Source organism: Streptomyces muensis, from assembly GCF_021474425.1.
GTDB classification, from domain to species: domain Bacteria; phylum Actinomycetota; class Actinomycetes; order Streptomycetales; family Streptomycetaceae; genus Streptomyces; species Streptomyces muensis.
The window spans coordinates 42,489-64,080 of the sequence record NZ_JAKEIP010000003.1 but is presented as its reverse complement, the minus strand read 5'-3'; the positions used below and the strand labels follow the sequence as shown (position 1 = coordinate 64,080).

The following is a 21,592-nucleotide window of genomic DNA, read 5'->3' as shown; positions in this document are numbered from 1 at the left end:
GTCAGGTGACGGCGGGCGCGGCCGGCAGCACGTGGTCGCCGACGTTGTCCGTGCTCAGGCACAGCGAGCAGACGACGGCGTCGTGCGTCTGGCAGGCGGCCACGTCGGGGCGCTCGAACCGCTGCCGGCAGACGTGGCAGTCGTAGGTGACCGCGCTGGGGTTGCCGTCGGCGTCCAGGAGCGGCTCGGCGATGCCGTCCTCGGTGCGGCGCAGGTAGTACCTGCCCTTGGTGACGATCGCCATCAGCGGGGTCAGGACGAAGGCGATGACAGCGGCGGCGACGGGGGAGTACGGCTGGAGGGTGTCGCCGAGTGCGTGGAAGTACATGGCGATGGAGAGGCCGGACGCGGCGACGAAGGCGACGACGCCGACCGGGTTGACGGCGTAGAGCATGCCGCGGCGGAACTCGGGCTGGAGCGGGGAGAGCTTCAGCAGGTACTTGTTGACGCCGATGTCGGTGGCGACCGTGACGACCCAGGCGATGGCGCAGTTCGAGTAGAAGCCGAGGATGCTGTTGAGGAAGCTGAACATGTCGGCCTCCATCAGCGCGAGCGCGAAGGCCAGGTTGACCAGGACGAAGATCATGCGGCCCGGGTAGCGTCCGGTGACCCGGGTGAAGGAGTTCGTCCAGGCCAGGGAGCCGGAGTAGGCGTTCGTCACGTTGATCTTGATCTGGCTGATCACGACCAGGGCGACGGCCAGCGGGACCACGACCCAGGACGGCAGCATCGCGTCGAAGGCGTGCTTGAACTGCTGGATCGGCTCGGGAGCAGCGGCGGGGCCGACCTCGGCCAGGATGTAGACCGCGAGGAACACGCCGATGGCCTGCTTCAGCGCGCCCAGCACCACCCAGCCGGGCCCCGCCATGACCACGGCCGTCCACCAGGCGCGCTTGTTCGCCTCGGTCTTGGGCGGCATGAAGCGCAGATAGTCGATCTGCTCGCCGATCTGCGCGATCAGGGACAGACACACGCCCGCGCCGAGCAGTACGGCCGCGGTGTTGACGCCGCCCTCACCGTCGGTTCCGGCGTAGGCGAGGAAGCGGTCGACGGTGCCGGGGTCGGTGGCGACCAGGTAGACCAGCGGGCCGACCATCAGCAGCAGCCAGATCGGCGTCGTCCACACCTGGAGCTTGCTCAGCGCCTTCATGCCGTAGATCACCAGCGGGATCACCATGAGCGTGGACACCAGATAGCCCAGCCACAGCGGCAGTCCGAGGCCCAGCTTCAGGCCCTGGGCCATGATCGAGCCTTCGAGGGCGAAGAAGATGAAGGTGAAGCTGGCGAAGATGACACTGGTGAGGACCGAACCGAAGTAGCCGAAGCCGGAGCCGCGGGTGATGAGGTCCAGGTCGATGTTGTAGCGGGCCCCGTAGTAGGCCAGCGGGAAGCCGGTCACGAAGATGACGACGGCCGCCACGGCTATCGCGAGCAGCGCGTTGCCGGTGCCGTGGGCCAGGCCGATACCGGCGCCGATGGAGAAGTCGGCCATGTAGGCGATGCCGCCGAGCGCGGTCGTCGCCACCACCATCGGGGTCCAGCGGCGGTAACTGCGCGGCGCGAAACGGAGGGTGTAGTCCTCCAGAGTCTCCTTGACCGCCTGGTCGGCGGATGGTGTGGGGTCTGCCGCAGCCGACCGTGACTCTGTGGTGCTCATGTCACGCCTCCCGGTGGCGCTCGGTTCGGGTGGTGGGGGGGATGCGATGCGTGGGAGCCCCGCTTGGCGTCGTCGGCAGGACGGGGGAGTCGACGGGTCGTCATGAGCCGTCAGAAGGGCCTGTATACGACTCCGATCCGACTCCGATCCCACGGGCCGCCACGTTAGAAAGCGGTTGTTTCCAGGGGGGCCGAGTGCTGTGAACGGGATGTTTCCCTGACCTCACCTCCGTCCCGTCCAGGCCGTCCCACTAAGGTCGTCCGATGACGAGTAGCAGCGTGTCGGGTGCCCGCCTCCTCGACGGCACCCCCGCGACCACGGCAGCCGACAACTGGCGGGACCGGCTACGCCTGTTCGGGTACGCCGCAGGCCCCCGCACCGACACCCGCGAACGTCTGGTTCCGCCCTTCCCCGAGCCCGCGCGGACGCATCGGGCCGCACGGGCGGCGAGTTGGCTCGGCCCCGTACTCGTCGCCGTCCTGGCCGGGGCACTTCGCTTCTGGCACCTCGGCAGCCCTCGGAGCCTCGTCTTCGACGAGACCTACTACGCCAAGGACGCCTGGTCCCTGCTGAAGTTGGGCTACGAGGGCACCTGGCCCGACCGCAAGGTCGCCGACCCGCAGATACTCGCGGACCCCCAGGTGATCCCGCTCTCCGACACCGGTGCCTTCGTCGCGCACCCGCCGATGGGGAAGTGGGTGATGGCACTCGGCGAGTGGGGGTTCGGCCTCACCCCGTTCGGCTGGCGCTTCATGACAGCCGTCCTCGGCACGCTGTCCGTGCTGATGCTCTGCCGGATCGGCCGCCGCCTGTTCCGCTCGACGGCGCTGGGCTGCCTGGCCGGCGCGCTGCTGGCGGTGGACGGACTGCACTACGTGATGAGCCGTACGGCTCTGCTCGACCTCGTCGTGATGTTCTTCGTGCTGGCGGCGTTCGGATCCCTGCTGATCGACCGCGACCACGCGCGAGCCCGCCTCGCGGCGGCGCTGCCCGTCGGCGAGGACGGCCGAGCCCGCCCGGACGCGCACACCGGCGACCGCGCCGGGACAGGCGTACGTCCCTGGCGCCTCGCCGCCGGCCTCTTCCTGGGACTCGCCGCCGCGACCAAGTGGAACGGCCTGTACTTCCTCGCCTTCTTCATGGTCCTGACCCTGCTCTGGGACGTCGGCTCCCGTCGCGTGGCGGGGGCGCGGCGCCCGTATCTCGCCGTTCTCCGCAAGGACCTCGGCTGGTCGGTGCTGTCGGTCGTGCCGGTGGCCGTGGTGACGTATCTGATGACGTGGACCGGCTGGTTCCGGTCCGACAACGGCTACGCGCGGCACTGGGCGGACGGCCGCGGCGGCACCTGGTCGTGGATCCCGGCGCCGCTGCGCAGCCTGTGGCACTACGAGTACGGGGTCTACCAGTTCAACGTCGGGCTGCACTCCTTCCACAAGTACGAGTCGAATCCCTGGAGTTGGCTGGTTCTCGGCCGTCCCGTGCTGTTCGACTACGAGTCGGTGTCGGCCGGGCGGCACGGCTGCGGCACGACCGCCGACTGCTCACAGGCGATCCTCGCGCTGGGCACACCGCTGCTGTGGTGGTCGGCGTGCGGCGCGCTGCTGTATCTGCTCTACCGCTGGGCACTGCGCCGCGACTGGCGGGCCGGCGCCGTCCTGTGCGCGGTGGGCGCCGGCTATCTGCCCTGGTTCCTGTACCAGGACCGTACGGTCTTCTCCTTCTACGCCGTCGTCTTCGTGCCGTACCTGTGCCTCGCCGTGGCGATGACGCTCGGCGCGCTGCTGGGGCCGCGCGGGGCGAGCGAGAAACGCCGCATGTGGGGTGCCGTGCCGGCGGGCGCGCTCGTGCTGCTGATCGCCTGGAACTTCATCTACCTCTTCCCGGTCTACACCGGGCGGACGATCCCGTACGCTGACTGGCACGCCCGGATGTGGTTCGACACCTGGATATGAGCCGGAGCGCGTCCGTGGGCTCGATCATCCGCCGGCTCGGTCAGAGGAAGCTGACCCCCTGGGCGAGGGCGAGTTCGCCGGAGTAGTTGACGGTGTTGGTGGCCGAGCGCATATAGGCCTTCCAGGCGTCCGAGCCGGACTCGCGGCCGCCGCCGGTGTCCTTCTCGCCGCCGAACGCGCCGCCGATCTCGGCGCCCGAGGTGCCGATGTTGACGTTGGCGATGCCGCAGTCGGAGCCGGTGGCGGAGAGGAAGATCTCGGCTTCCTGCTGGTCGCGGGTGAAGATGCTGGAGGACAGGCCCTGGGGGACGTCGTTGTGCAGGGCGATGGCCTCTTCCAGGGTGCCGTAGGTGAGGACGTACAGGATGGGCGCGAAGGTCTCCTCCCGTACGAGGTCGGTCTGTTCGTCGACGCGGACCAGGACAGGCTCGACGTAGGCGGCGCGGGGCGCGGCCTCGGCCAGTCGCCGGTTGCCGCCCGCGAGGACCTTGCCGCCCTCGGCCTGGACGCGGGAGACCGCGGCCCGCATGGTGTCGAGGGCCTTGGCGGAGATGAGCGGGCCGACCAGGGTCGTCTCGTCGAACGGGCTGCCGATGGGGAGTTTGCCGTAGGCGGCGGTCAGGCGCTCGACGAGCGTGTCGGCGATGTCGCGGTGCACGATGAGCCGGCGCAGGGTGGTGCAGCGCTGCCCCGCCGTGCCCGCGGCCGCGAAGACGATGCCCTGGACGGCGAGGTCCAGATCGGCGGACGGGGCGACGATCGCGGCGTTGTTGCCGCCGAGTTCGAGCAGGCTGCGGCCGAAGCGGGCGGCGACCCGGGGGCCGACCTCGCGGCCCATGCGGGTCGAACCGGTGGCGCTGACCAGGGCGACGCGGGGATCGTCGACCAGCTTCTCGCCCACCGCGCGGTCACCGAGCAGGAGGCGGTGCACGTCGCGCGGCGCTCCGACCTCGTCGGCGGCCCGGGCCAGCAGGTGGTCGCAGGCCAGGGAGATCAGCGGGGTGAGCTCGGAGGGCTTCCAGACCACGGTGTCACCGCAGACCAGGGCGACGGCCGTGTTCCACGACCACACGGCGGCGGGGAAGTTGAACGCCGAGATGACGCCGACCACACCGAGGGGGTGCCAGGTCTCGGCGAGACGGTGGCCGGGGCGTTCGGAGGCGATCGTACGGCCGTAGAGCTGACGGGACAGGCCGACCGCGAACTCGCAGATGTCGATCATCTCCTGGATCTCGCCGAGCGCCTCGGAGCGGATCTTGCCCGCCTCGATGGTGACGAGGTCGGCGAGGTCGCCCTTGTGCTCGCGCAGCAACTCGCCGAGGCGGCGCACGAGTTCGCCACGGCGCGGGGCGGGCGTGGTGCGCCAGGCCAGGAAGGCGGCGCGACTGGCCGTGATCGCCTCGTCGGCCTCGGCTCCGGTGGCGGCAGGCAGCCCGAACAGGTCCTCGCCGGTGAGGGGCGTACGGGCCTGGAGGCCGTCGCCCTCGGGGACGACGGCTCCGATGCGGTCCAGGGCCGTGCGGGCGCGGGCGCGCAGTTCGTCGGTCGTGGGCAGGACGGTGCGGGTCATGATGCTCCTTGTCGGGTCACGGGGTGGGGGCGGTGAGGGAGGTGAGGCCGAGCCGCTCGCCCACCGCCGCGAGGGAGGCGTCGCGCTGCGCCGCGTAGAGCGCGAACGGGTCGAGCACCTCGCGGCCGATGGCGCCGGACAGCCGGGCGGCGTCGTAGGCGGTGCCTTCCTGGTCGTTGTCGCGGGTGCCCTCGCCGCTGAGGTTGGACTGGAAGATCCCGGCGGCGGAGCGGGGCAGGAAGTCCTCGTACACGACGGGCTCGGCCCGTACCCAGCCCTGCCGGACCAGTTCGCCGACGGTGGCGGGCGGCCCGCTCCCGTCGCGGGGCCGGTCGTCCACGAGCCGGTAGGTGAAGTACGCCAGTCCCGCCGCGTCGAGTTCCTCCTCGCTGCCCGGAATGTGCCGCTCCCACACCGTGCGCGCGATGTCCCCGCGCGCCTCGGCGGGGCGGCCGGCCGCCTGCTCGTCGACACGGCCGAGAAGTTGGTCGTAGAGGGCACGGCCCTGGCGGGTGAGGGCGATGCCGCGGGCCTCGACCTCGCCGAAGCGCACCCGCAGGGCACCGCGTTCCACGCTGCCGTCCGCGAGACGCATCGAGCGCGGCTCGGCCAGCGCCCGGAAGGAGGTCTGCCGCAGCAGGACGTCGGGGCCCTTCCAGGCCGGCGGGCCCTGGATGGTGTCGATCATCTCGATGCCGCGCTCGGTCATCCGGCGGTACAGCTCGTCGATGTCCAGGACGCGCGGGGTGAGATGGTTGACGTGGGTGCTGCGGACACCGCCGATGTCCGCGGCGACGGCGGAGATCCGCTCCAGGGTGCCGTACCACGCCTTGTCGACCGGCTCGCTCGACAACTCGAAGGCACCGACGGCCAGTTGCAGGAACCGCTCGGCGTCGTTCGCAGGCAGTTCACGGTCGGCCTCGGCCCGGTCGGCCAGGGCCAGCAGCTCCGGCGGGAACAACTCACGGGTGGTTAGGAAGGCCTCCAGACGTGTGCGCAGATCGGCGTCGAAGAAGCGCGGGTCGGCCGGGGTGAGCATGGAGGTGAACACCCGGAAGGGATTGCGGGCCAGTTCCTCGCCGTCGACCGGGCGGAAGGCGGTGGAGACCACGGGCACCGCGCTCGCGGCGGCCTCCCGCAGGTCGTAGAAGCCGACCGGGCGCATGCCGAGGGCGCCGAAGACCCGGGCGACCTGCTCCAGTTCCGTCGGTGTCCCGACCCGGATGGCCCCGTGCCGCTCGGCCGTCACCCGACCGATGGACCCCAGGCGTTCGGCATCGGCGCCCCGCTCCCGCAGGACGTCCTCGTTGACCTCACGCGAGACGTCCACCAGCGTGGTGTACGCGGGCACCTCCTGCCCGTACATCCGCGACAGCCGCTCCGCGAACGCGGCCCGCAGCCGCCACTGACTGATCGTTGACATGCGTCGGCCTTTCCACGGGAGTCACAACCGGTGTCACCACGGGGGTCACACCACGTGGGCTTCGGGGCGGAACTCGGCGCCGTGGCGGAACCGGTCGGCGCTGAGCGGGGTGATGTCGGTGAACGGCTCACGGCCCAGGCAGAGGTCGCGTACGATCTCGCCGACCGCGGGCGCCTGGAGGAAACCGTGGCCGGAGAACCCGGTCGCGTAAAGGAAGTTGGGCAGTGCGGTCGAGCGGCCGATCAGGGCGTTGTGGTCCGGCGTGACCTCGTACAGGCCCGCCCAGCCGCCGGCCGTCCGCATGTCGGCCAGCGCCGGGGCGCGGCGGCGGGCCGCGGCGCGGAACAGCTCCAGCCACTGCGGGGTCCACGTGGTGTCGAAGCCGTCCTCCTGGCCGGGGTCGGCCAGCCCGAACAGCAGCCCGTCGTCGCTGTTGTGGAAGTAGGCGCTCGACGAGAAGTCGATGGTGAACGGGATGCGCGGCGCGGGCGGCGTGAGCGGCTCGGTGAACGCCAGTTGCCGTCGCACCGGCCGCACGGGGAGGTCGACGCCGGCCATGGCACCGATCCGCGCCGACCAGGCGCCCGCCGCACAGATGACGGTGCCGCACGCGATGTGTCCGTGGCTGGTGTGCACGCCGGTGACACGTTCCCCGGCGGTGTCGAGGCCGGTGACGGCGGTGTGGGTGGCGAAGGTGACGCCGGCCCGCGCGGCCGCTCGGGCGTATCCCTGGACAACGAGGGCGGGGCGGGCGTGTCCGTCGGCGGGGGAGTGGACGGCGGCCACCAGGCCTTCGGTGCTGATGTAGGGACACAGGTGCTCGGCCTCGTCGGCGCCGATCACACGGCTCGGCACACCCATGCTGTTCTGGAGGACGACGGCGGCCTCGAAGGCGGTCACCTGCTCTTCGTCGTCGAGCAGAAAGAGGTAGCCGACGGTGTCGAGCCCGATGCCGGCGCCCGGCCGGCGCGGGAAGTCACCGAAGGCACGGAGGCTGCGACTGCCCAACTCGATGTTGAGCGGGTCGGAGAACTGGGCACGCACGCCCCCGATCGGCTTGCCCGAACTGCCGCAGCCGAGGTCACCGCGCTCGACGACGACGATGTCGCACACCCCCGCCTCGGCCAGGTGGAACGCGATGCTCGCACCCATCACACCACCACCGATGATCACGACATCGGCGCGGGACGGCACGGCACGGAAGAGGGAAGAGGACAACGGACCACTCCCTTGCGGGCTGTCGGTACGGAGGTGCGAAGGCGCAGAGATACAGAGACACAGAGATACAGAGATACAGATGGACCCCGATCAGCTATCTGTGCGTCATCGTGCAGCACCCCAAACATTGACGTCCATCAACAGTTACTACGGCAGACCTTTTAGGGTTCCTGCATGGACTGGACGAGCGCGCAGCTGCGTGCCCTGGTGGAACTGACCCGGCGCGGCACCATCACGGCCGTCGCCGAGGCCCTCGGATACACGCCCGGCGGTGTCTCCCAGCAGATCGCGGCGCTGGAGAAGGCCACCGGCATGCAGCTGCTGCGCAGGGTCGGGCGCCGGGTCGAACTCACCGACGCCGGGGCGACGCTGGCCCTGCACGCCGGGCGCATCCTCACCACGGAGGCCGAGGCCGTCGAAGCGCTGGAGCGCACCCGCAACGAGATCTCCGGGACGCTGCGGATCGGGCTCTTCGCGACCGCCGCCGCCGAGATCCTGCCGCCCGCCCTGCGGCGGATCCGCGAAGTGCACCCGGGTGTGACCGTGCGCAGCCGGGACATGGACGTGGACGAGGTGTACGACGCGGTCGTCGGCGGGAGCGTCGACCTGGCGCTCGGCCTCGACTACCCGGACGTGCCCATCCCGCGCGATCCGTCGCTGCGTGTGCGGGAGCTGTTCCGGGAGCGCTTCTCGCTCGCGGTCCCCGCGGGGACGATGCCCGGCCGATGGCGCGTCTCCCTCGCAGCCGCCGGCGAACACGGCTGGATCCTCCCGTCCGTCGGCAGCTACTACGGCCGTGCCGTGCTCACCGCCTGCCGCCGGGCCGGCTTCGAACCACAGGTCCTCCACGAGGTGACCGACACGGCCGCCACCCTCGCCCTGGTCGAGTCCGGCGTCGGCGTCAGTGTCGTGACGGACCTGATGCTGCGACTGCGCCCCTCCCGCCTCGACGTGCTGGAGCTGACGGAGACGATGGAGCGTCACATCGTGGTCGTCTTCCGCTCCTTCGCCGAGGACCGGCCGACGGTGGCCGCCCTGGTCGACGTCCTACGAGCCTGCGCGGACCGGCCGCCGCCGGGAGCCGACGACGCGTGAGTGTCTAGTGGCGAAGGGCGAGGTCGCAGTGCAGGGGACTGAGACGGCCCGCGCGGAGTGCGTCCCGGGTCCGGGAGCGCTGGATCTTGCCGCTCGTGGTCCGGGGCACGCTCATCGGACCGACGACCACGACCTGGACGGCGAGGCGCAGTTCGTGGGCCAGACGCCGTCTGACGAGGTCGGCGAGGGAGGCGGGGGTACGGCCGTCGAGGTGGAGCGGGCGGACCTCCTGGACCAGGACGATGTGTTCCCGACCCGAGGCGTCGGACAGGGTGAAGGCGGCGCAGAGACCCGTGGCGGGGTCGGTCGACTCGCTGACCCTCTCGATGTCCTGGGGATGGATGTTGCGGCCGTTGGCGATGATCAGGTCCTTGGCGCGGCCGGTGACGAAGAGTTCGCCCTCCTGGAGGAAGCCGAGGTCACCGGTGCGCAGGAAGGGGCCCTCGCCGTCGGCCGTGGTCGCGGCGAAGTGCTCGGCGGTCGTCCGCGGGTCACCGAGGTAGCCGTCGGCCACGCTGTCGCCGGACACCCAGATCTCCCCGACGTGCCCCTCCTTGAGGGGCTGCGCGGTGTCGGGGTCGACGATGCGGACGTCGGCGCCGACCGGTCGGCCGCAGCCGACGAGGTCCACGCCGTCGGGTGCGGGCACGGCCCGGCCGGCCTCCAACGCGTCCCGGTCGAAACGGCCCAGGGTCGGGCCCTTGCCGCAGGTCGTGCCGGTGACCATGAGGGTCGCCTCTGCCAGGCCGTAGCTCGGGGCCCAGACGTCCGCGTTGAAGCCGACGGGGGCGAGTCGGCGCGCTACGGCGTTCAGGACGTCGGCGCGGATTGGCTCGGCGCCGTTGAGCGCGAAGCGCAGGCAGGCGAGGTCCAGGTCCGGGTCGAGGTCGGTGAGCCGGGTGTTCCTGAGACTCCTCAGCAGCCAGTCGTATCCGAAATTCGGGGCGAACGTGTAGAAGGCGCGGTAGCGGCTGATCATCTGGAGCCACAGCTGAGGGTGGGCGACGAAGGTCACCGGCGAGCAGAAGACGAGATTGCCGTAGCTCGCGAGCGGACCGAGCAGCATGCCGACCAGGCCCATGTCGTGGTGGTGCGGAAGCCATCCGGCGCCGCACTGCGACGGGTCGTGCCGGAACTCGTCCAGGACCTCTTCGGGGAGGAGCGTCTGTCGGATCGACAGCAGGTTGTGCAGCAGGTTCCGGTGGGTGATGACCACACCGCGCGGCTCGCTGGTCGACCCGGAGGTGTACTGGACGTAGGCGGTCGCCGACGGCTCCAGCGCGGCCGGGGACCAGGTGCCCGGGTCCGGCAGTCCGGCGCTGTCCGTGGCCACGCACTCGGCGGGCGGCGCCGGGTCCGGGCCGGTCAGCCAGGCGGCGAGGGCGGGCCGGTGTGCGGCGTCGCTCAGGACCAGGTCGACCTCCGCGTCCCGGATGATGCCCGCGGCACGCTCCAGCGCCCGCCGGTCGGTGTCCGGCAGCGGAGCCGGGACGGCGACCCGCCCGGCGTACAGACAGCCCAGGAACACCGTGAGGAACTCCAGGCCCGCCGGGTACATCAGCAGGACGCGCGCCCCGGGCGGCGTACGGCCGGCCAGCCACGCTCCCACCGCCCGGGCCCGTGCGTCGAGCTGGGCGTAACCGAGACGCTCCACCTCGACGAGCTCGCCGCCCACACTGTCCACCCGCGCGTACCAACGGGTGTCGCCGAGGAGCCAGACCTTCTCGCGCAGAAACCGGACGAGTTCACTCACCGCCGGCCCCGATCCGCCGGGACAGGGACTCCTCGACGTACGAGACCACGGAACCGACCGTGTCCAGCTCCCAGGCGACCTCGTCGGGGATCCGCACCCCGAACCGCTCCTCGGCGACGACGGTCATCCGCACCAGGACGAGCGAGTCGAGGCCCAGGTCCGCGATGAACGCGGTCTGCTCGTCGACCAGTTGCGGGTCGACGTCGCCGAACTCGGCGAGCATCGCCTTCAGTTCGGCCAGGATCTCGGAGCGGCTCACCGGGTGGTCCCCCTCCGCGGGACGTCCCAGGCGACGGGCAGGACGCTGAGCCCGCGCTCGAACATGCTGGGCCGCCACCGCGGTGGGCCGGACGGTCGCAGGCCGGGCAGTCTGCGCAGCACGGTCGTGACGGCGGCCTCGGCGGTCATACGGCCGATATGGGCGCCCAGGCAGTAGTGGGCGCCGTGGCCGAAGGCGAGATGGCCCGGCGCGGTGCGGTACAGGTCGAGACGGTCGGGGTCGGGGAAGCGCGCGGGGTCCCGGTTGGCCGCGCCGAGGCACAGGAACAGGGAGTCGTCCGCCGGGACGGTCACCTCGCCGAACTCGATGGGTTCGAGCGTGCCCCGCCAGCTCGTGAACGGCAACGGGCTCTCGTAGCGGAGCAGTTCGTTCAGACCCGTCCCGATGAGGGTGGGGTCGTCGCGCAGCGCGGCGAGCTGATCAGGGTGGGCGAGCAGGGCGTGCAGGCTGTTGCCGACGCTGTTGATGCTGGGGTCCTGGCCGGCCACGAGCATCATCATCACCTGGCCGTGCAGTTCGTCCTCGCTGATCAGGCCGTCCTGGTCACGGGCCCGGACCAGCAGCGAGATCAGGTCGTCGCCCGGGGAGCGGCGCTTGTCGGCGACGGCCGCGCGGACGAACCCGTCGACCTCGTGCGCGAGCGCCGCGACATAAGGGACGTCGTTGTTCCACTCGGCGGTACGCCAGATCATCGCCCGCAGATGGCTCATCTGGGGCGGGGTGGCACCGAGGACGGAGAACAGGACGTTGCCGCCCAGCGGGTAGGCCACGGAGGCCATGAGGTCACCGCTGCCCCGGTCCACGATCCGGTCGATCCGAGCCTCGACGACGCGCTGCACCCGGGTACGCCACTGCTCCTGCCGGGCGGGTGTGAAGAACGGCCGCATGATCGCCCGTAGTTCGCCGTGGCGAGGGTCGTCGCTGTCCAGCAGATGCACGAACAACCGCTCCCGCAGCTCGGACGGCCAGTGCCGCAGCCACATCAGCCCGGCCGGGACGCGCTTGCTGTCACAGGTCACGCGCGGGTCGGTGTGCGCGGCGCGGACGTCGTCGTAGCGGGTCAGCAGCCAGCCCGGACCGTCCGGGCTGATCACCCGGCTCACCGGACGGTGCTCACGCAGCCAGTGCAGCGTCGGGTACGGGTCGTGGTGGAACGCCTCGGTGAACGGGGCCGGCAGACCACCGGGCAGCTCCTCGGGCGGCCAGCCCGGCGGGTACTCCCGGACGGCCTCGACCCTCGGCCTCGGCTGCGCCGGGACGTACGGGAGGTCGGCCTCGGCGGGTGGGGCCGACCGGGCGACGGACACGCCCTGGAGGCGGCTGGTGCGCAGCATCGGGTAGTTGAGCTCGCCGAACCGGTCGCCGCTCAGACCCGGCCCGCCGTGGTTGGACAGGAACGGGACGCCCGCGAGGTGCGAGTCGTTCACCCGCAGCTGCCCGCAGGAGCGCACGTCGCGGACGAACCGGTCGATGACCTCATCGGACCGTGTCCACAGGGAGTTGCGCAGACCGTAGGTGCCGGTGGCGACGAACGACACCATCTCGGTGAGGAGTTCGGCGTCGTCACCGACGGGGTGGGGGACGGCCAGGGTGAGCAGTGGGAAGAACGTCTCGTACCGCACCGAGCGCAACTCCCGTGCCCGGCCGAGCCCGTCGACCCGCACCAGCGCCGGCTCCGCGAAGACGGCCACGTCGCTCTCGTGGCCGTTGACGTCCAGATGGCGTCCGCCGGCCAGGACCCGGGCGCCAGCGCGCCGGGCGTCGGCGAGCGTGGCGTCGTACCCCGCGGTGTTGGGCGTGGCGGCCAGCACCACCCCGGGATCGTCCGGGAAGCCCGGCCGCAGTGCCCGGACCCGGTCGGTCAGCCGGTCGGTGAGTTCGTCGGCGATCTCCGGGTGGACCAGCGCGACATTGGGCGCGCAGCAGATCTGGCCGCTGCCGTGGTACGACTCCATCAGTGCCGCCACCGCCTGGTCGAGCGGCGCGTCCCGCCAGACCACGACCATGTCGTTGCCGCCGAGTTCCAGGATCGGCTTCTTGCCCGCGGCGAGACACGCCCTCTCCAACTGTTCGCCGCGGATCGAGTCGCCGAAGTACAGCACGTCGTCCACCAGCGGGCTGGCCAGCCACGCGTCCAACGCCTGGGCGGGGTCGGTGCACAGCGCCGACAGCACACCGGGCGGGGCGCCGACGTCGGCGAGCGCGGGCACGGCGATGCGTTCCAGCAGGTACATGGCGGCGATCGGCGCGTGCCGGGACAGCCGCACCACCAGCGCGTTGCCCGCCAGCACGGACTGGAACGCCGCACCCACACTCAGCGCCGGGGTGTTCTGCGGCGGCTGTACGCACACCACGCCGTCCGGGACCCGGCGCAGCAACACCGACCGGCCGTCGGCGGTGTGCCGGGTCTCCATCTGCCGCAGACACCACCGGGTGGTCTCCGGGCCGAAGAAGGTCAGGAGGTCGGCGACCTCGGTGCGGGCCAGCCGCACCGGATGCCCTTCCTCCACCAGCAGCCCGGTCAGAGTGTCCGCGTGGTCCCGCAGCCTGGAGTGGAACGCCTCGGCGAGGGGCGCGCGCCGGTCCCGCGCACTGCCGCCCCACTCGGCGGCCGCGTCCCGTGCGGCACGCAGCGCCGCGTCGAGGTGGTCGCCTCCGGCCAGGGCACAGCGGCCCAGGATCGTCTCGGGGTGGGCGTCGGGGCTCATACGCCCGGCGTTCAGCGCGTTGCGGTAGCAGGTGGCGCCGACGGGATCGTCGATCAGCGCGCTCGCACGGACCGCGTACACCCAGTCGCCGGCGTCCGGGACGGTGGCGCCGCCGATGAGCGGGCCGAAGCTGAGCAGGCCGTCGGCGTGGTCCGTCGCCGGGCCGTCGGGTTCCTGACAGGTCACCATGGCAGGCCTCTCTTTCAGCCGTTGGCGGTTGCCGTGTCGGTGGTGCGCACGCCGAGCCGCAGCAGCACATGGCGGGCGAGGTCGGTGAGGGTGATGCCGCCCTGGAGGAGTTCCATCGGCGGGATCTCGACGTCGAGGCGCTGCCGCAGTGTGCTGAGCAGTTCGGCGGCCATCAGGGAGTCGACGCCGTGGTCCTGGAGCGGCTGCCGAGGATCGAGGCGTGCGGCGTCGGTCTGGAGGATCCGGGCCAGCAGTTCGGCGAGGGCGGCGCCGACGGCCCGTAGCGCCTCGTCCGCGGAGAGTCCGGCCAGGGCGGCCACCAGGTCCTGCCGCGAGTGACCGGCGAGTTCGCCGTCGGCGGGCAGCAGCGCCGCGAAGCGGGGCGCCGCCAAGGAGGGCAGCAAGGTCCGCAGCCGGGACCAGTCGTAGCGGCCGACACCGGCGACGGCAGTACCGCACGCCGTGAGCGCCTCCACGGCGTCCAGTGCCTCGTGGGTGCGCACCGGCGCGGTCCCGAGGGCCTCCATGGCCGCCACCAGACCCTCGCGGACGACATGCCCGTGGTCCCCGAGGGCGCCCCACGCGACGGCGAGGGCCGGCCGTCCGGCAGCGTGCCGTCGGCGGGCCAGCGCCTCCGTGAACAGGTTCCCGCCGACATAGGCGGACTGCTTGATGTTGCCGACGGACGCGGAGAACGAGGAGTACAGCCAGAACAGCCCCAGGTCGCGGTCCCGCGTCAGGGCGTCGAGGACCGCGGCGCCGGCCACCTTGGGGGCCAGGACCGCCCGGATCCGTTCGTCGGTCAGTTCGGTCAGCGGGGCGTCGTCCAGCGTCATCGCCGCGTGAACGACTCCCGCGAGCCGATGCCCGGTGGCGTCGACACGGCCGATCACCTCGGCCATCGCGTCGGCGTCGGTGACGTCGGCGGCATACGGCGTGGCCGTCACACCCAGCTCGGCCAGGCCGGACAGCACGGCGGCCGCCTCGGGACCGTCGGCGCCGCGCCGGGCGACCAGGGCGAGATGGCGGGCCCCGCGCTCGGCGAGCCGGCGGGCGGTGGCGGCGCCGAATCCGCTCAGCCCGCCCGTGACCAGGTAGCAGCCGTCGGGATCGAGTTCGGGCGGCTCGGGCCGGGTGCGGACGGGAACCGGGCCGTCCTCGGGATCGAGGCTGACGACGACCTTCCCGATGTGCCGCGAGTGCTGAAGGAGCGCGAACGCCTCCTTGACGCGGGCGGCCGGATACACCGTGTGCGGCAGCGGCCGGTAGCGGCCGTCCGCCACCCGAACGGCGATCTCCGCCAACAGCCGCCGCCCCGTGACGAGTCCGGCCTCGTGGCTCAGCAGGGCGGTGACGTCGACGCCGAAGAAGGCGATGTTGCGGCTGAACGGCCGCATCAGCAGCGGCTTGTCGGCGTAGATGTCCCGTTTGCCGAGCTCCACGAACCGGCCGCCGGGCCGCAGGATCTCCAGGCCCCGGTCGACGGCCTGCCCGGCCAGCGAGTTGACGACCACGTCGACCCCGCGCCCGCCGGTGATCCGCAGCGCCTGGCCGGCGAAGTCCAGGGTGCGGGAGTCCAGTACGTGCTCGACGCCCATGGCCCTCAGGAGGTCACGCTTGGCCGGGGTGCCGGCGGTGGCGATCACCGTGGCACCCACCAGGCGGGCGTACTGGATCGCGGCCAGCCCGACCCCGCCGGCGGCGCCGTGCACCAGCACCGTCTCCCCGGCCGCCAACCGGGCCAGATCGCGCAGCGCGTAGTGGACCGTCAGAAAGGCCACCGGCAGGGTCGCGGCCGCCGCGAAACCGAGACCGTCGGGAACCCTGACCACGGCGGACGCGGGTGCCACCGTGTGCGAGGCCAGACAGCCCGGCACGACGGCGCACACCCGGTCGCCGACGGCCAGACCGTGCACGCCTTCGCCCGTGGCCGTGACGATCCCGGCGCATTCGATGCCGGCGCGTTCGAACCCGGGACCCTTCTCGCCGGGGGCCGGCCCGGTTTCGGCGGCTTCCGGGGGCAGCAGCCCGGTCGCCTGCATGATGTCCCGGTAGTTGAGCGCGGCGGCGCGCACCGCGATCACCACTTCGCCCACCCCGGGGGTGACCGGACCGGTCCGCGTCCAGACCGGTTCGTACGACAGCCCGGGTGCGCCGATCTCCAGGGCGAAGGGTGCCTCCCCGCTCGGCACGGTGTGTTCGCCGCAGGGGAGTTCGCGTTCCCGCGGGACGAAACGGCCGCCCGAGGTGAGCACGATCTCGTCCTCGCGGGCCGTCGTGCCGGTGTCGGCGGCGGACGGGGCGAGGGGCTCCAGCAGTTCGAGGGCCAGCCGGTGCGCGTCGGCGGCGGGGTCGCCGAGACGCTCCAGGGACAGCCGGGTCACGCCCAGGCCCGGGTGTTCGTTTGCCAGGGAGCGGGCGACGCCCCAGGCGGCGGCGTCCTGCGGTTGGGCGGCCCGTTCGGGGGCGGGCAGCGCGCCGCTGGGCCGGGTCACCAGCCACAGGGCCGGCCGGCTGCCGTCGGGGAGGTCCTGGCAGGCCTCGGCGAGGGCGCGGAGCATGGCCGCACGGCGCACGGCCTGGTCGAGCATCGGCTCCGGGTCGGCGGGCGCCTCGCCGAGGACGAGCACCACCGCCGGGGCACCGTCCTCGGCGAACATCGCCGTCCAGCCCGCGGGGTCGACGGGAGCGGGCAGCACCGGCACGGAGCGCGTACCGCCGCCGGTCAGCAGCGCCGCGAGACGCTCGGCCAGCGGAGTCTCCGGCTCGCTCTCGGTGGCCACGATCCACCGGGTGCCGTCCTCGGGCCCGGCCACCACGGGCCGGGCGGTCCGGTACACGGGTGCCGAGGCGAGCAGCACGGAGGCGGTCCCGTCGGCCGACTCGATGGCGGTACCGACGCGGACGACGTCCGTGAGCCCGCCAGCGTGCAGCACGTCGCGCCACTGATCCGGGGTCAACAGGGGGGAGTCCGGCCGTACTTCGTCGTCGTGACGCCAGAAGCTGTCCAACATGCCGAAGAACGGCAGCAGATAGTCCGTGTCGTGCGTCTCGAAGGCGAACAGCCGGCCCCCTGGAGCCAACAGCCCGCGCACCCGGCACAGGGCCGTGCGTAGATCGGTCGCGGTGTGCAGGGAGTTGGCCGCGACGACCAGGTCGTAGGCGCCGTCGGCGAAGCCCTGCTCGCCCGGGTCGGCGTTCAGGTCGAACGGGCGGTAGTCGACGAAGGGGTGATCGCCGAAGCGGTGCCGGGCGCGGGCGAAGAAGCCCGTCGAGATGTCGGTGAAGTGATAGACGGTGCGTTCCGGCGGCAACAGCGGGAGCAGGGCGGCGGTCGTGCCGCCCGTGCCCGCGCCGATCTCCAGGATCCGCAGCGGCCGGTCCCCGGGCCAGGCCCGCACGACCTCCGCCATGAGCGCGGCGAGGATCCGGTTACGGCCCCGACAAGTCGGCGACAGGTCGTAGAACTGCTCGAGAGCCTCGCGTGAACCCTGGTCGGTGAGCAGGTGCAGTGCGTCCAGCGCGCCGCGCAGCACCTGCGGAAGATGCGCCAACTGCCGGACCGCCAGCTGTACTTCGGCCGCGGCGGCCGGGAAGTCCAGCGGCAGCCGGGACAGCAGGGGCGCCGGGGCCGCTGTGCCGGTCAGCCGCCAGCCGCCGTCCTGGCCGAGGGCGGCCAGACCGTGCCGGGAGGCCAGCCGGAGCAGGGCCCGCGCCAACCGTTCGTACCCGGGGAGCATGCCCGCCCGGACCAGGTCGGCGGGCGTGAACCCGGCCACGCCGGCGGGGAGCAGGTCCGCGAAGGCCGCCGCGGCCACATGGGCGGTGACCTCTTTGAGCCGGGCCATGAAGTCGGCGGAGCGCACGGCACGCGCGTCGGCCCGCGCCGCGTCGACACCGCCCGCGACGGCGTCGGCGAGATCCTGGTTGCCGGGCAGCGGCGAGGGCGCGGCCGGCAGCCGGGGATGAGGCGCGGCGCGCAGCACGGTCTCGTACCGCTTCGGCGCCCGGTCGGCCGGGCCGGGCAGGCGTCGCATCCGTACACCGTCCAGTTCGACGGTGACGCTGCCGTCCGGGTCGGTGACGGAGATGTCGAAGCAGAGTTCGACGGTGCCGCGCGTGCGGTCGCGGACATGGACCAGCCCCGTCGGGGACGGGCTCCGCCACACGCGTACGGCCGCGATCGAGGCCGGAAGCCAGGCCTCCCCGGCCTTCGCGCGGGCGGCGGCCAGCGGCACGCACGCCTGGAGGGCGCCGTCGAGCAGCGCCGGATGGGCCACGTACTGAGCGGTGTCGGCCGCGTCCGTGGTGTGCCGGTAGGCGGCCAGCACCTCCGCCTCCCCGAGGTGCAGCCGCACGAGCTGCCGGAACGCGGGCCCGTACTCCAGGCCGCTCACGGCCAGTTCGCGGTACAGGGCGTCGACGTCGACCCGGCGGGTGCAGCGGGCGCGCACCCCGGCCGCGTCGACCCGTACGGGCGCGCGGCCGATCAGCTCACGGACCCGGCACCGAGCGTGCGGCCGCGGCTGTGTGCCGTCGGCTTCGGTGCCGTCGACGGCCTCGGTGCTGGTGACGGACACCCTGCCGTCGTCGGACGAGAACGCGAGCTGCACACGGACGTCCCCGGCCCGGCCCCACGGCACCACCAGGGGGCGAGTCACCTCCAGCCAGGCCAGCTCCACCGGCCCGTCCAGCACCCGTCGGCCGGCGGCCAGGGCCATCTCGACGTAACCAGTCGCTGGGAACAGCACCGATCCGGCCACCTTGTGGTCGGCCAGCCAGGCCACCAGCGCCGGTTCGACGGGCCCCTCCCAGGCGGACTCCGCCGTCGGCAGCCGCTCACCCAGCAGGGGGTGGTCCAGCCGCCCCGTTCCGCTGCTGATGATCCACTGGTGCGGGGTGCCGCTCCAGTGCCGTTCCCGCTGCCACGGGTACGCGGGGAGCTCGGCCACCCGGGCGGGGCGCGGGAACCAGCGCGTCCAGTCCATCTCCGCGCCGGCGGCGATCAGCGCTTCCACCGACCGGCGCAGCGCGCCCGGCCCGGCGAGGTCGCGGCGCAGGGTGGCGAGGACGGTCACCTGGTCGTCTCCCGCGGCGATTCGGCGCAGATACGTCCGCAGCACGGGATGCGGGCCGACCTCCAGCAGCACGTCGACGCCGGTGTCCAGGGCGTGCCGGACGGCGGCGGCGAACCGGACCGGCTCGCGGACGTTGCGCCACCAGTAGTCGCCGTCCAGGCCGGAGTCGGGCACCGGGCCACCGGTGACCGTGGAGATCAGAGCGTCCGTGTTCCCATGCGGGGCCAACCCGTCGAGACCGGCGGCCAACGGGGCCCGGACCCGTTCCATGACAGGGCTGTGGAACGCGTAGTCCAGGTCCATCAGCCGGAAGAGCACCTCCCGCGGGGCCAACTCGTCGCCCAGCGCCTTGAGTTGGTCCACCGGTCCGGCGAGCGTCACATCCCGGTCGCTGTTCACCGCGGCCACCACCAGACGCGGGTACGTCGACAGGACCTTCTCCGCCTCGGCCGGCGACAACCCGACTGCGGCCATGCGCCCCTGACCGGCCGTCACCGCCTGGGCCCGGCCGCGCTCCGCGACCACCCGGGCCGCCTCCTGAAGCGTCAGCGCGCCTACGGCGTAGGCCGCCGCGACCTCCCCGACGCTGTGCCCGAGCGCGACCGTCCACCTCACGCCCCGCTCCCGCAGCACCGCGGTGATCCCGGCCTGCACCGCGAACAGCAGCGGCTGCGCCACCTCCGTGGCCTTCAACCCCCATTCGTCGGCGGGCCGCCGCAGCGCCGCGGCGACGGACCAGCCGAGCCGGGGCGCCAACGCGGCGTCGACCGCGTCCACTTCGGCGCGGAACACCGGATCGTCCAGCAGATCGGCGGCCATCCCGGCCCACTGCGAGCCGTTGCCCGCGAACACCAGCGCGACCCGCCCCCGCTCGACCGCCTCCCCTGCCACGCCCTCGGCCGTGCCGCCCTCGCCCGACACCTGTGCGCCGGCCAGGATCCGCGCGGCGTCGTGCGCCGTCGAGGCCAGCGCCACCTTGCGGAAACGGTGCCTGGCCCGGCGCAGGCAGGCGGTGGCCGCGATGTCGTAGAACTCCGACGGCTCATCCGGACGGGCGAGCCGGGCGGCCAGCCGCCGTGCCGCCTCCTCGGCCGCCCGCGGGGTACGACCGGAGGCGATCACCGGGAGTTCGACCGCCCCCTCGGCACGGGGGCGTGGCACGGCAGGCGCCGGTCCGACGACCACATGGGCGTTCGCCCCGCCGAACCCGAAGGAGTTGACGCCCACGAACCGACGCCCCTCCGGCACCGACAGCGGTCGCGCCCGCTCGACCGGCTCCAGCCCCAGCCCGGCGAAGTCGATTCCGGGGTTGAGCGGTTCCAGGTGCAGCGAGGCGGGGATCGTGCCGTACCGCAGCACCGCGAGCGCCTTGAACAGCCCCGCCATGCCCGACGCCGGCTCCAGATGCCCCACGTTGGACTTCACCGAGCCGATGGGCAGCGGCCCCACCGTCCGCGCGACGCCGAGCGCCCGGCCCAGCGCGGTGCACTCGGCCGGATCGCCCGCCGGGGTACCGGTGCCGTGCGCCTCCACGTACACCACCTCGTCGGGCGCGATCCCCGCCCGCTCGTACACCCGCCGCAGCAGCTCCTCCTGCGCCCGCGCACTGGGCAGCGACAGCCCGGCGGTGCGCCCGTCGCAGTTGCTGCCGGACGCGGCGACCACACCGTGGATCCGGTCCCCGTCGGCCACGGCGTCGGTCAGCGGCTTCAGTACGACGACCCCCGCGCCCTCGGCCCTGACGAACCCGTCCGCGTCCGCCGAGAACGCCGCGCAGCGGCCCCGCCTCGACAGCATCGACGCCTGGCTGAACCCGACGAACCCGCTCGGGTTGAGCAGCACGTTGACCCCGCCCGCCAGCGCCACCCGGCTGCCACCGGAGGCCAGTTCCCGGCAGGCGCGTTCCACGGCCACCAGCGACGACGAGCAGGCGGTGTCGATCACCATGCTCGGCCCGCGCAGGTCGAAGAAGTGCGACAGCCGGTTCGCCGCGATGGAGTGGGCGCCGCCCGCCATGGAGTAGGCGTTCATCCGCCGGGGTCTGGTCATCTGCAGTCCGGCGTAGGAGAAGTCCGAGATGCCGACGAACACACAGGTGTCGGAGCCGGCCAGGGCGGCGGGGTCGATCGCCGCGTCGTCGAGTGCCTCCACGGCGGTCTCCAGCAGCAGCCGGTGCTGCGGGTCCATCTGCGCCGCCTCCCGCGGCGAGATCCCGAAGTAGTCCGCGTCGAACCGTGTGAGGTCCGCCAGGAACCCGCCTCTGGCGGTGTACGACTTCCCCGGCCGCGCCATCGCGGTGTCGACGTACCGCGCGGCCTCGAACCGGTCCTCCGGGACCTCACCGACCAGGTCGCGCCCTGCCTCCAGCGCCTCCCACAGCCCGGCCAGATCCACGATCCCGCCGGGCAGCCGGCACCCCAGCCCCACGATCGCGACCTCGTCCGCGGCGGACGGATCCCCCACCATTCCCGCACCCCAATTCCGTAACCCTGAGTGATCGAGCGATCCAGTGGTCACATCGAACGGTGACCGCTGCCGGGTATCGCGGAAGTCAGCCCTGGTGCGGAACGTGGAGCGAGGGGGAAACCGGTGGTCAGCGACCGGTCACGCGCATCGGAAGGCACAATGATCACGGTAGGGCCGTGGTCGTGAACTCGCCTATTTCGCCT

The 21,592-nt window shown here is 72.6% G+C and carries 10 protein-coding genes; 2 read left to right on the top strand and 8 right to left on the bottom strand.

Annotation, left to right across the window (positions count from 1 at the left end):
• Nucleotide 1: 1 nt before the first annotated feature.
• Nucleotides 2-1,657 (bottom strand): purine-cytosine permease family protein, encoded by a 1,656-nt coding sequence (locus L0P92_RS01380; protein ID WP_234760510.1) that lies wholly within the window; start codon nt 1,655-1,657, stop codon nt 2-4.
• Between the two features lie 263 nt (nt 1,658-1,920).
• Between L0P92_RS01380 and L0P92_RS01375 the strand changes: the two genes are divergently transcribed.
• Nucleotides 1,921-3,609, top strand: a complete 1,689-nt coding sequence (locus L0P92_RS01375; RefSeq protein WP_234760509.1) for a dolichyl-phosphate-mannose--protein mannosyltransferase — start codon at nt 1,921-1,923, stop codon at nt 3,607-3,609.
• A gap of 40 nt (nt 3,610-3,649) precedes the next feature.
• Here L0P92_RS01375 and amaB read toward each other — a convergent pair whose 3' ends face one another.
• From amaB to L0P92_RS01360, 3 genes are read right to left on the bottom strand one after another with little or no spacing between them, the layout of a single operon-like run.
• The gene (amaB, locus tag L0P92_RS01370; protein ID WP_234760508.1) at nt 3,650-5,179 is read right to left on the bottom strand and encodes an L-piperidine-6-carboxylate dehydrogenase; all 1,530 of its coding nucleotides are present in this window, start codon (nt 5,177-5,179) and stop codon (nt 3,650-3,652) included.
• A 16-nt stretch (nt 5,180-5,195) separates the two neighbouring features.
• Entirely contained in the window at nt 5,196-6,602 is a 1,407-nt protein-coding gene (gene hglS, locus L0P92_RS01365) for a 2-oxoadipate dioxygenase/decarboxylase (protein ID WP_234760507.1), read from the bottom strand.
• Nucleotides 6,603-6,647: 45 nt separating this feature from the next.
• On the bottom strand, nt 6,648-7,820 hold the full coding sequence (locus tag L0P92_RS01360; protein WP_234760506.1) for an NAD(P)/FAD-dependent oxidoreductase: 1,173 nt from the start codon (nt 7,818-7,820) through the stop codon (nt 6,648-6,650).
• 174 nt (nt 7,821-7,994) lie between these two features.
• On the opposite strand from L0P92_RS01360, the gene L0P92_RS01355 reads away from it, so the two are divergent.
• Nucleotides 7,995-8,915, top strand: a complete 921-nt coding sequence (locus tag L0P92_RS01355; RefSeq protein ID WP_234760505.1) for a LysR family transcriptional regulator — start codon at nt 7,995-7,997, stop codon at nt 8,913-8,915.
• Between the two features lie 4 nt (nt 8,916-8,919).
• On the opposite strand, the gene L0P92_RS01350 is transcribed toward L0P92_RS01355, so the two are convergent.
• From L0P92_RS01350 to L0P92_RS01335, 4 genes are read right to left on the bottom strand one after another with little or no spacing between them, the layout of a single operon-like run.
• Nucleotides 8,920-10,668, bottom strand: a complete 1,749-nt coding sequence (locus L0P92_RS01350) for a fatty acyl-AMP ligase (RefSeq protein WP_234760504.1) — start codon at nt 10,666-10,668, stop codon at nt 8,920-8,922.
• Nucleotides 10,661-10,927 carry an acyl carrier protein gene (locus L0P92_RS01345; RefSeq protein WP_234760503.1) on the bottom strand — a complete coding sequence of 89 codons (267 nt, stop codon included), beginning with the start codon at nt 10,925-10,927 and terminating at the stop codon, nt 10,661-10,663. The genes L0P92_RS01350 and L0P92_RS01345 overlap by 8 nt, the downstream gene beginning before the upstream one ends.
• Complete coding sequence (locus L0P92_RS01340) at nt 10,924-13,845, bottom strand: aldehyde dehydrogenase family protein (RefSeq protein ID WP_234760502.1); 2,922 nt, start codon at nt 13,843-13,845, stop codon at nt 10,924-10,926. The genes L0P92_RS01345 and L0P92_RS01340 overlap by 4 nt, the downstream gene beginning before the upstream one ends.
• 14 nt (nt 13,846-13,859) lie before the next feature.
• Entirely contained in the window at nt 13,860-21,389 is a 7,530-nt protein-coding gene (locus L0P92_RS01335; protein WP_234760501.1) for a type I polyketide synthase, read from the bottom strand.
• Between the last annotated feature and the right edge of the window lie 203 nt (nt 21,390-21,592).

Bases quoted from the DNA above. Each gene is read 5' to 3' on its own strand.
- L0P92_RS01335 (WP_234760501.1), bottom strand. From the start codon at position 21,389: ATGGTGGGGGATCCGTCCGCCGCGGACGAGGTCGCGATCGTGGGGCTG.
- hglS (WP_234760507.1), bottom strand. From the start codon at position 6,602: ATGTCAACGATCAGTCAGTGGCGGCTGCGGGCCGCGTTCGCGGAGCGG.
- L0P92_RS01355 (WP_234760505.1), top strand. From the start codon at position 7,995: ATGGACTGGACGAGCGCGCAGCTGCGTGCCCTGGTGGAACTGACCCGG.
- L0P92_RS01380 (WP_234760510.1), bottom strand. From the start codon at position 1,657: ATGAGCACCACAGAGTCACGGTCGGCTGCGGCAGACCCCACACCATCC.
- L0P92_RS01340 (WP_234760502.1), bottom strand. From the start codon at position 13,845: ATGGTGACCTGTCAGGAACCCGACGGCCCGGCGACGGACCACGCCGAC.
- amaB (WP_234760508.1), bottom strand. From the start codon at position 5,179: ATGACCCGCACCGTCCTGCCCACGACCGACGAACTGCGCGCCCGCGCC.
- L0P92_RS01375 (WP_234760509.1), top strand. From the start codon at position 1,921: ATGACGAGTAGCAGCGTGTCGGGTGCCCGCCTCCTCGACGGCACCCCC.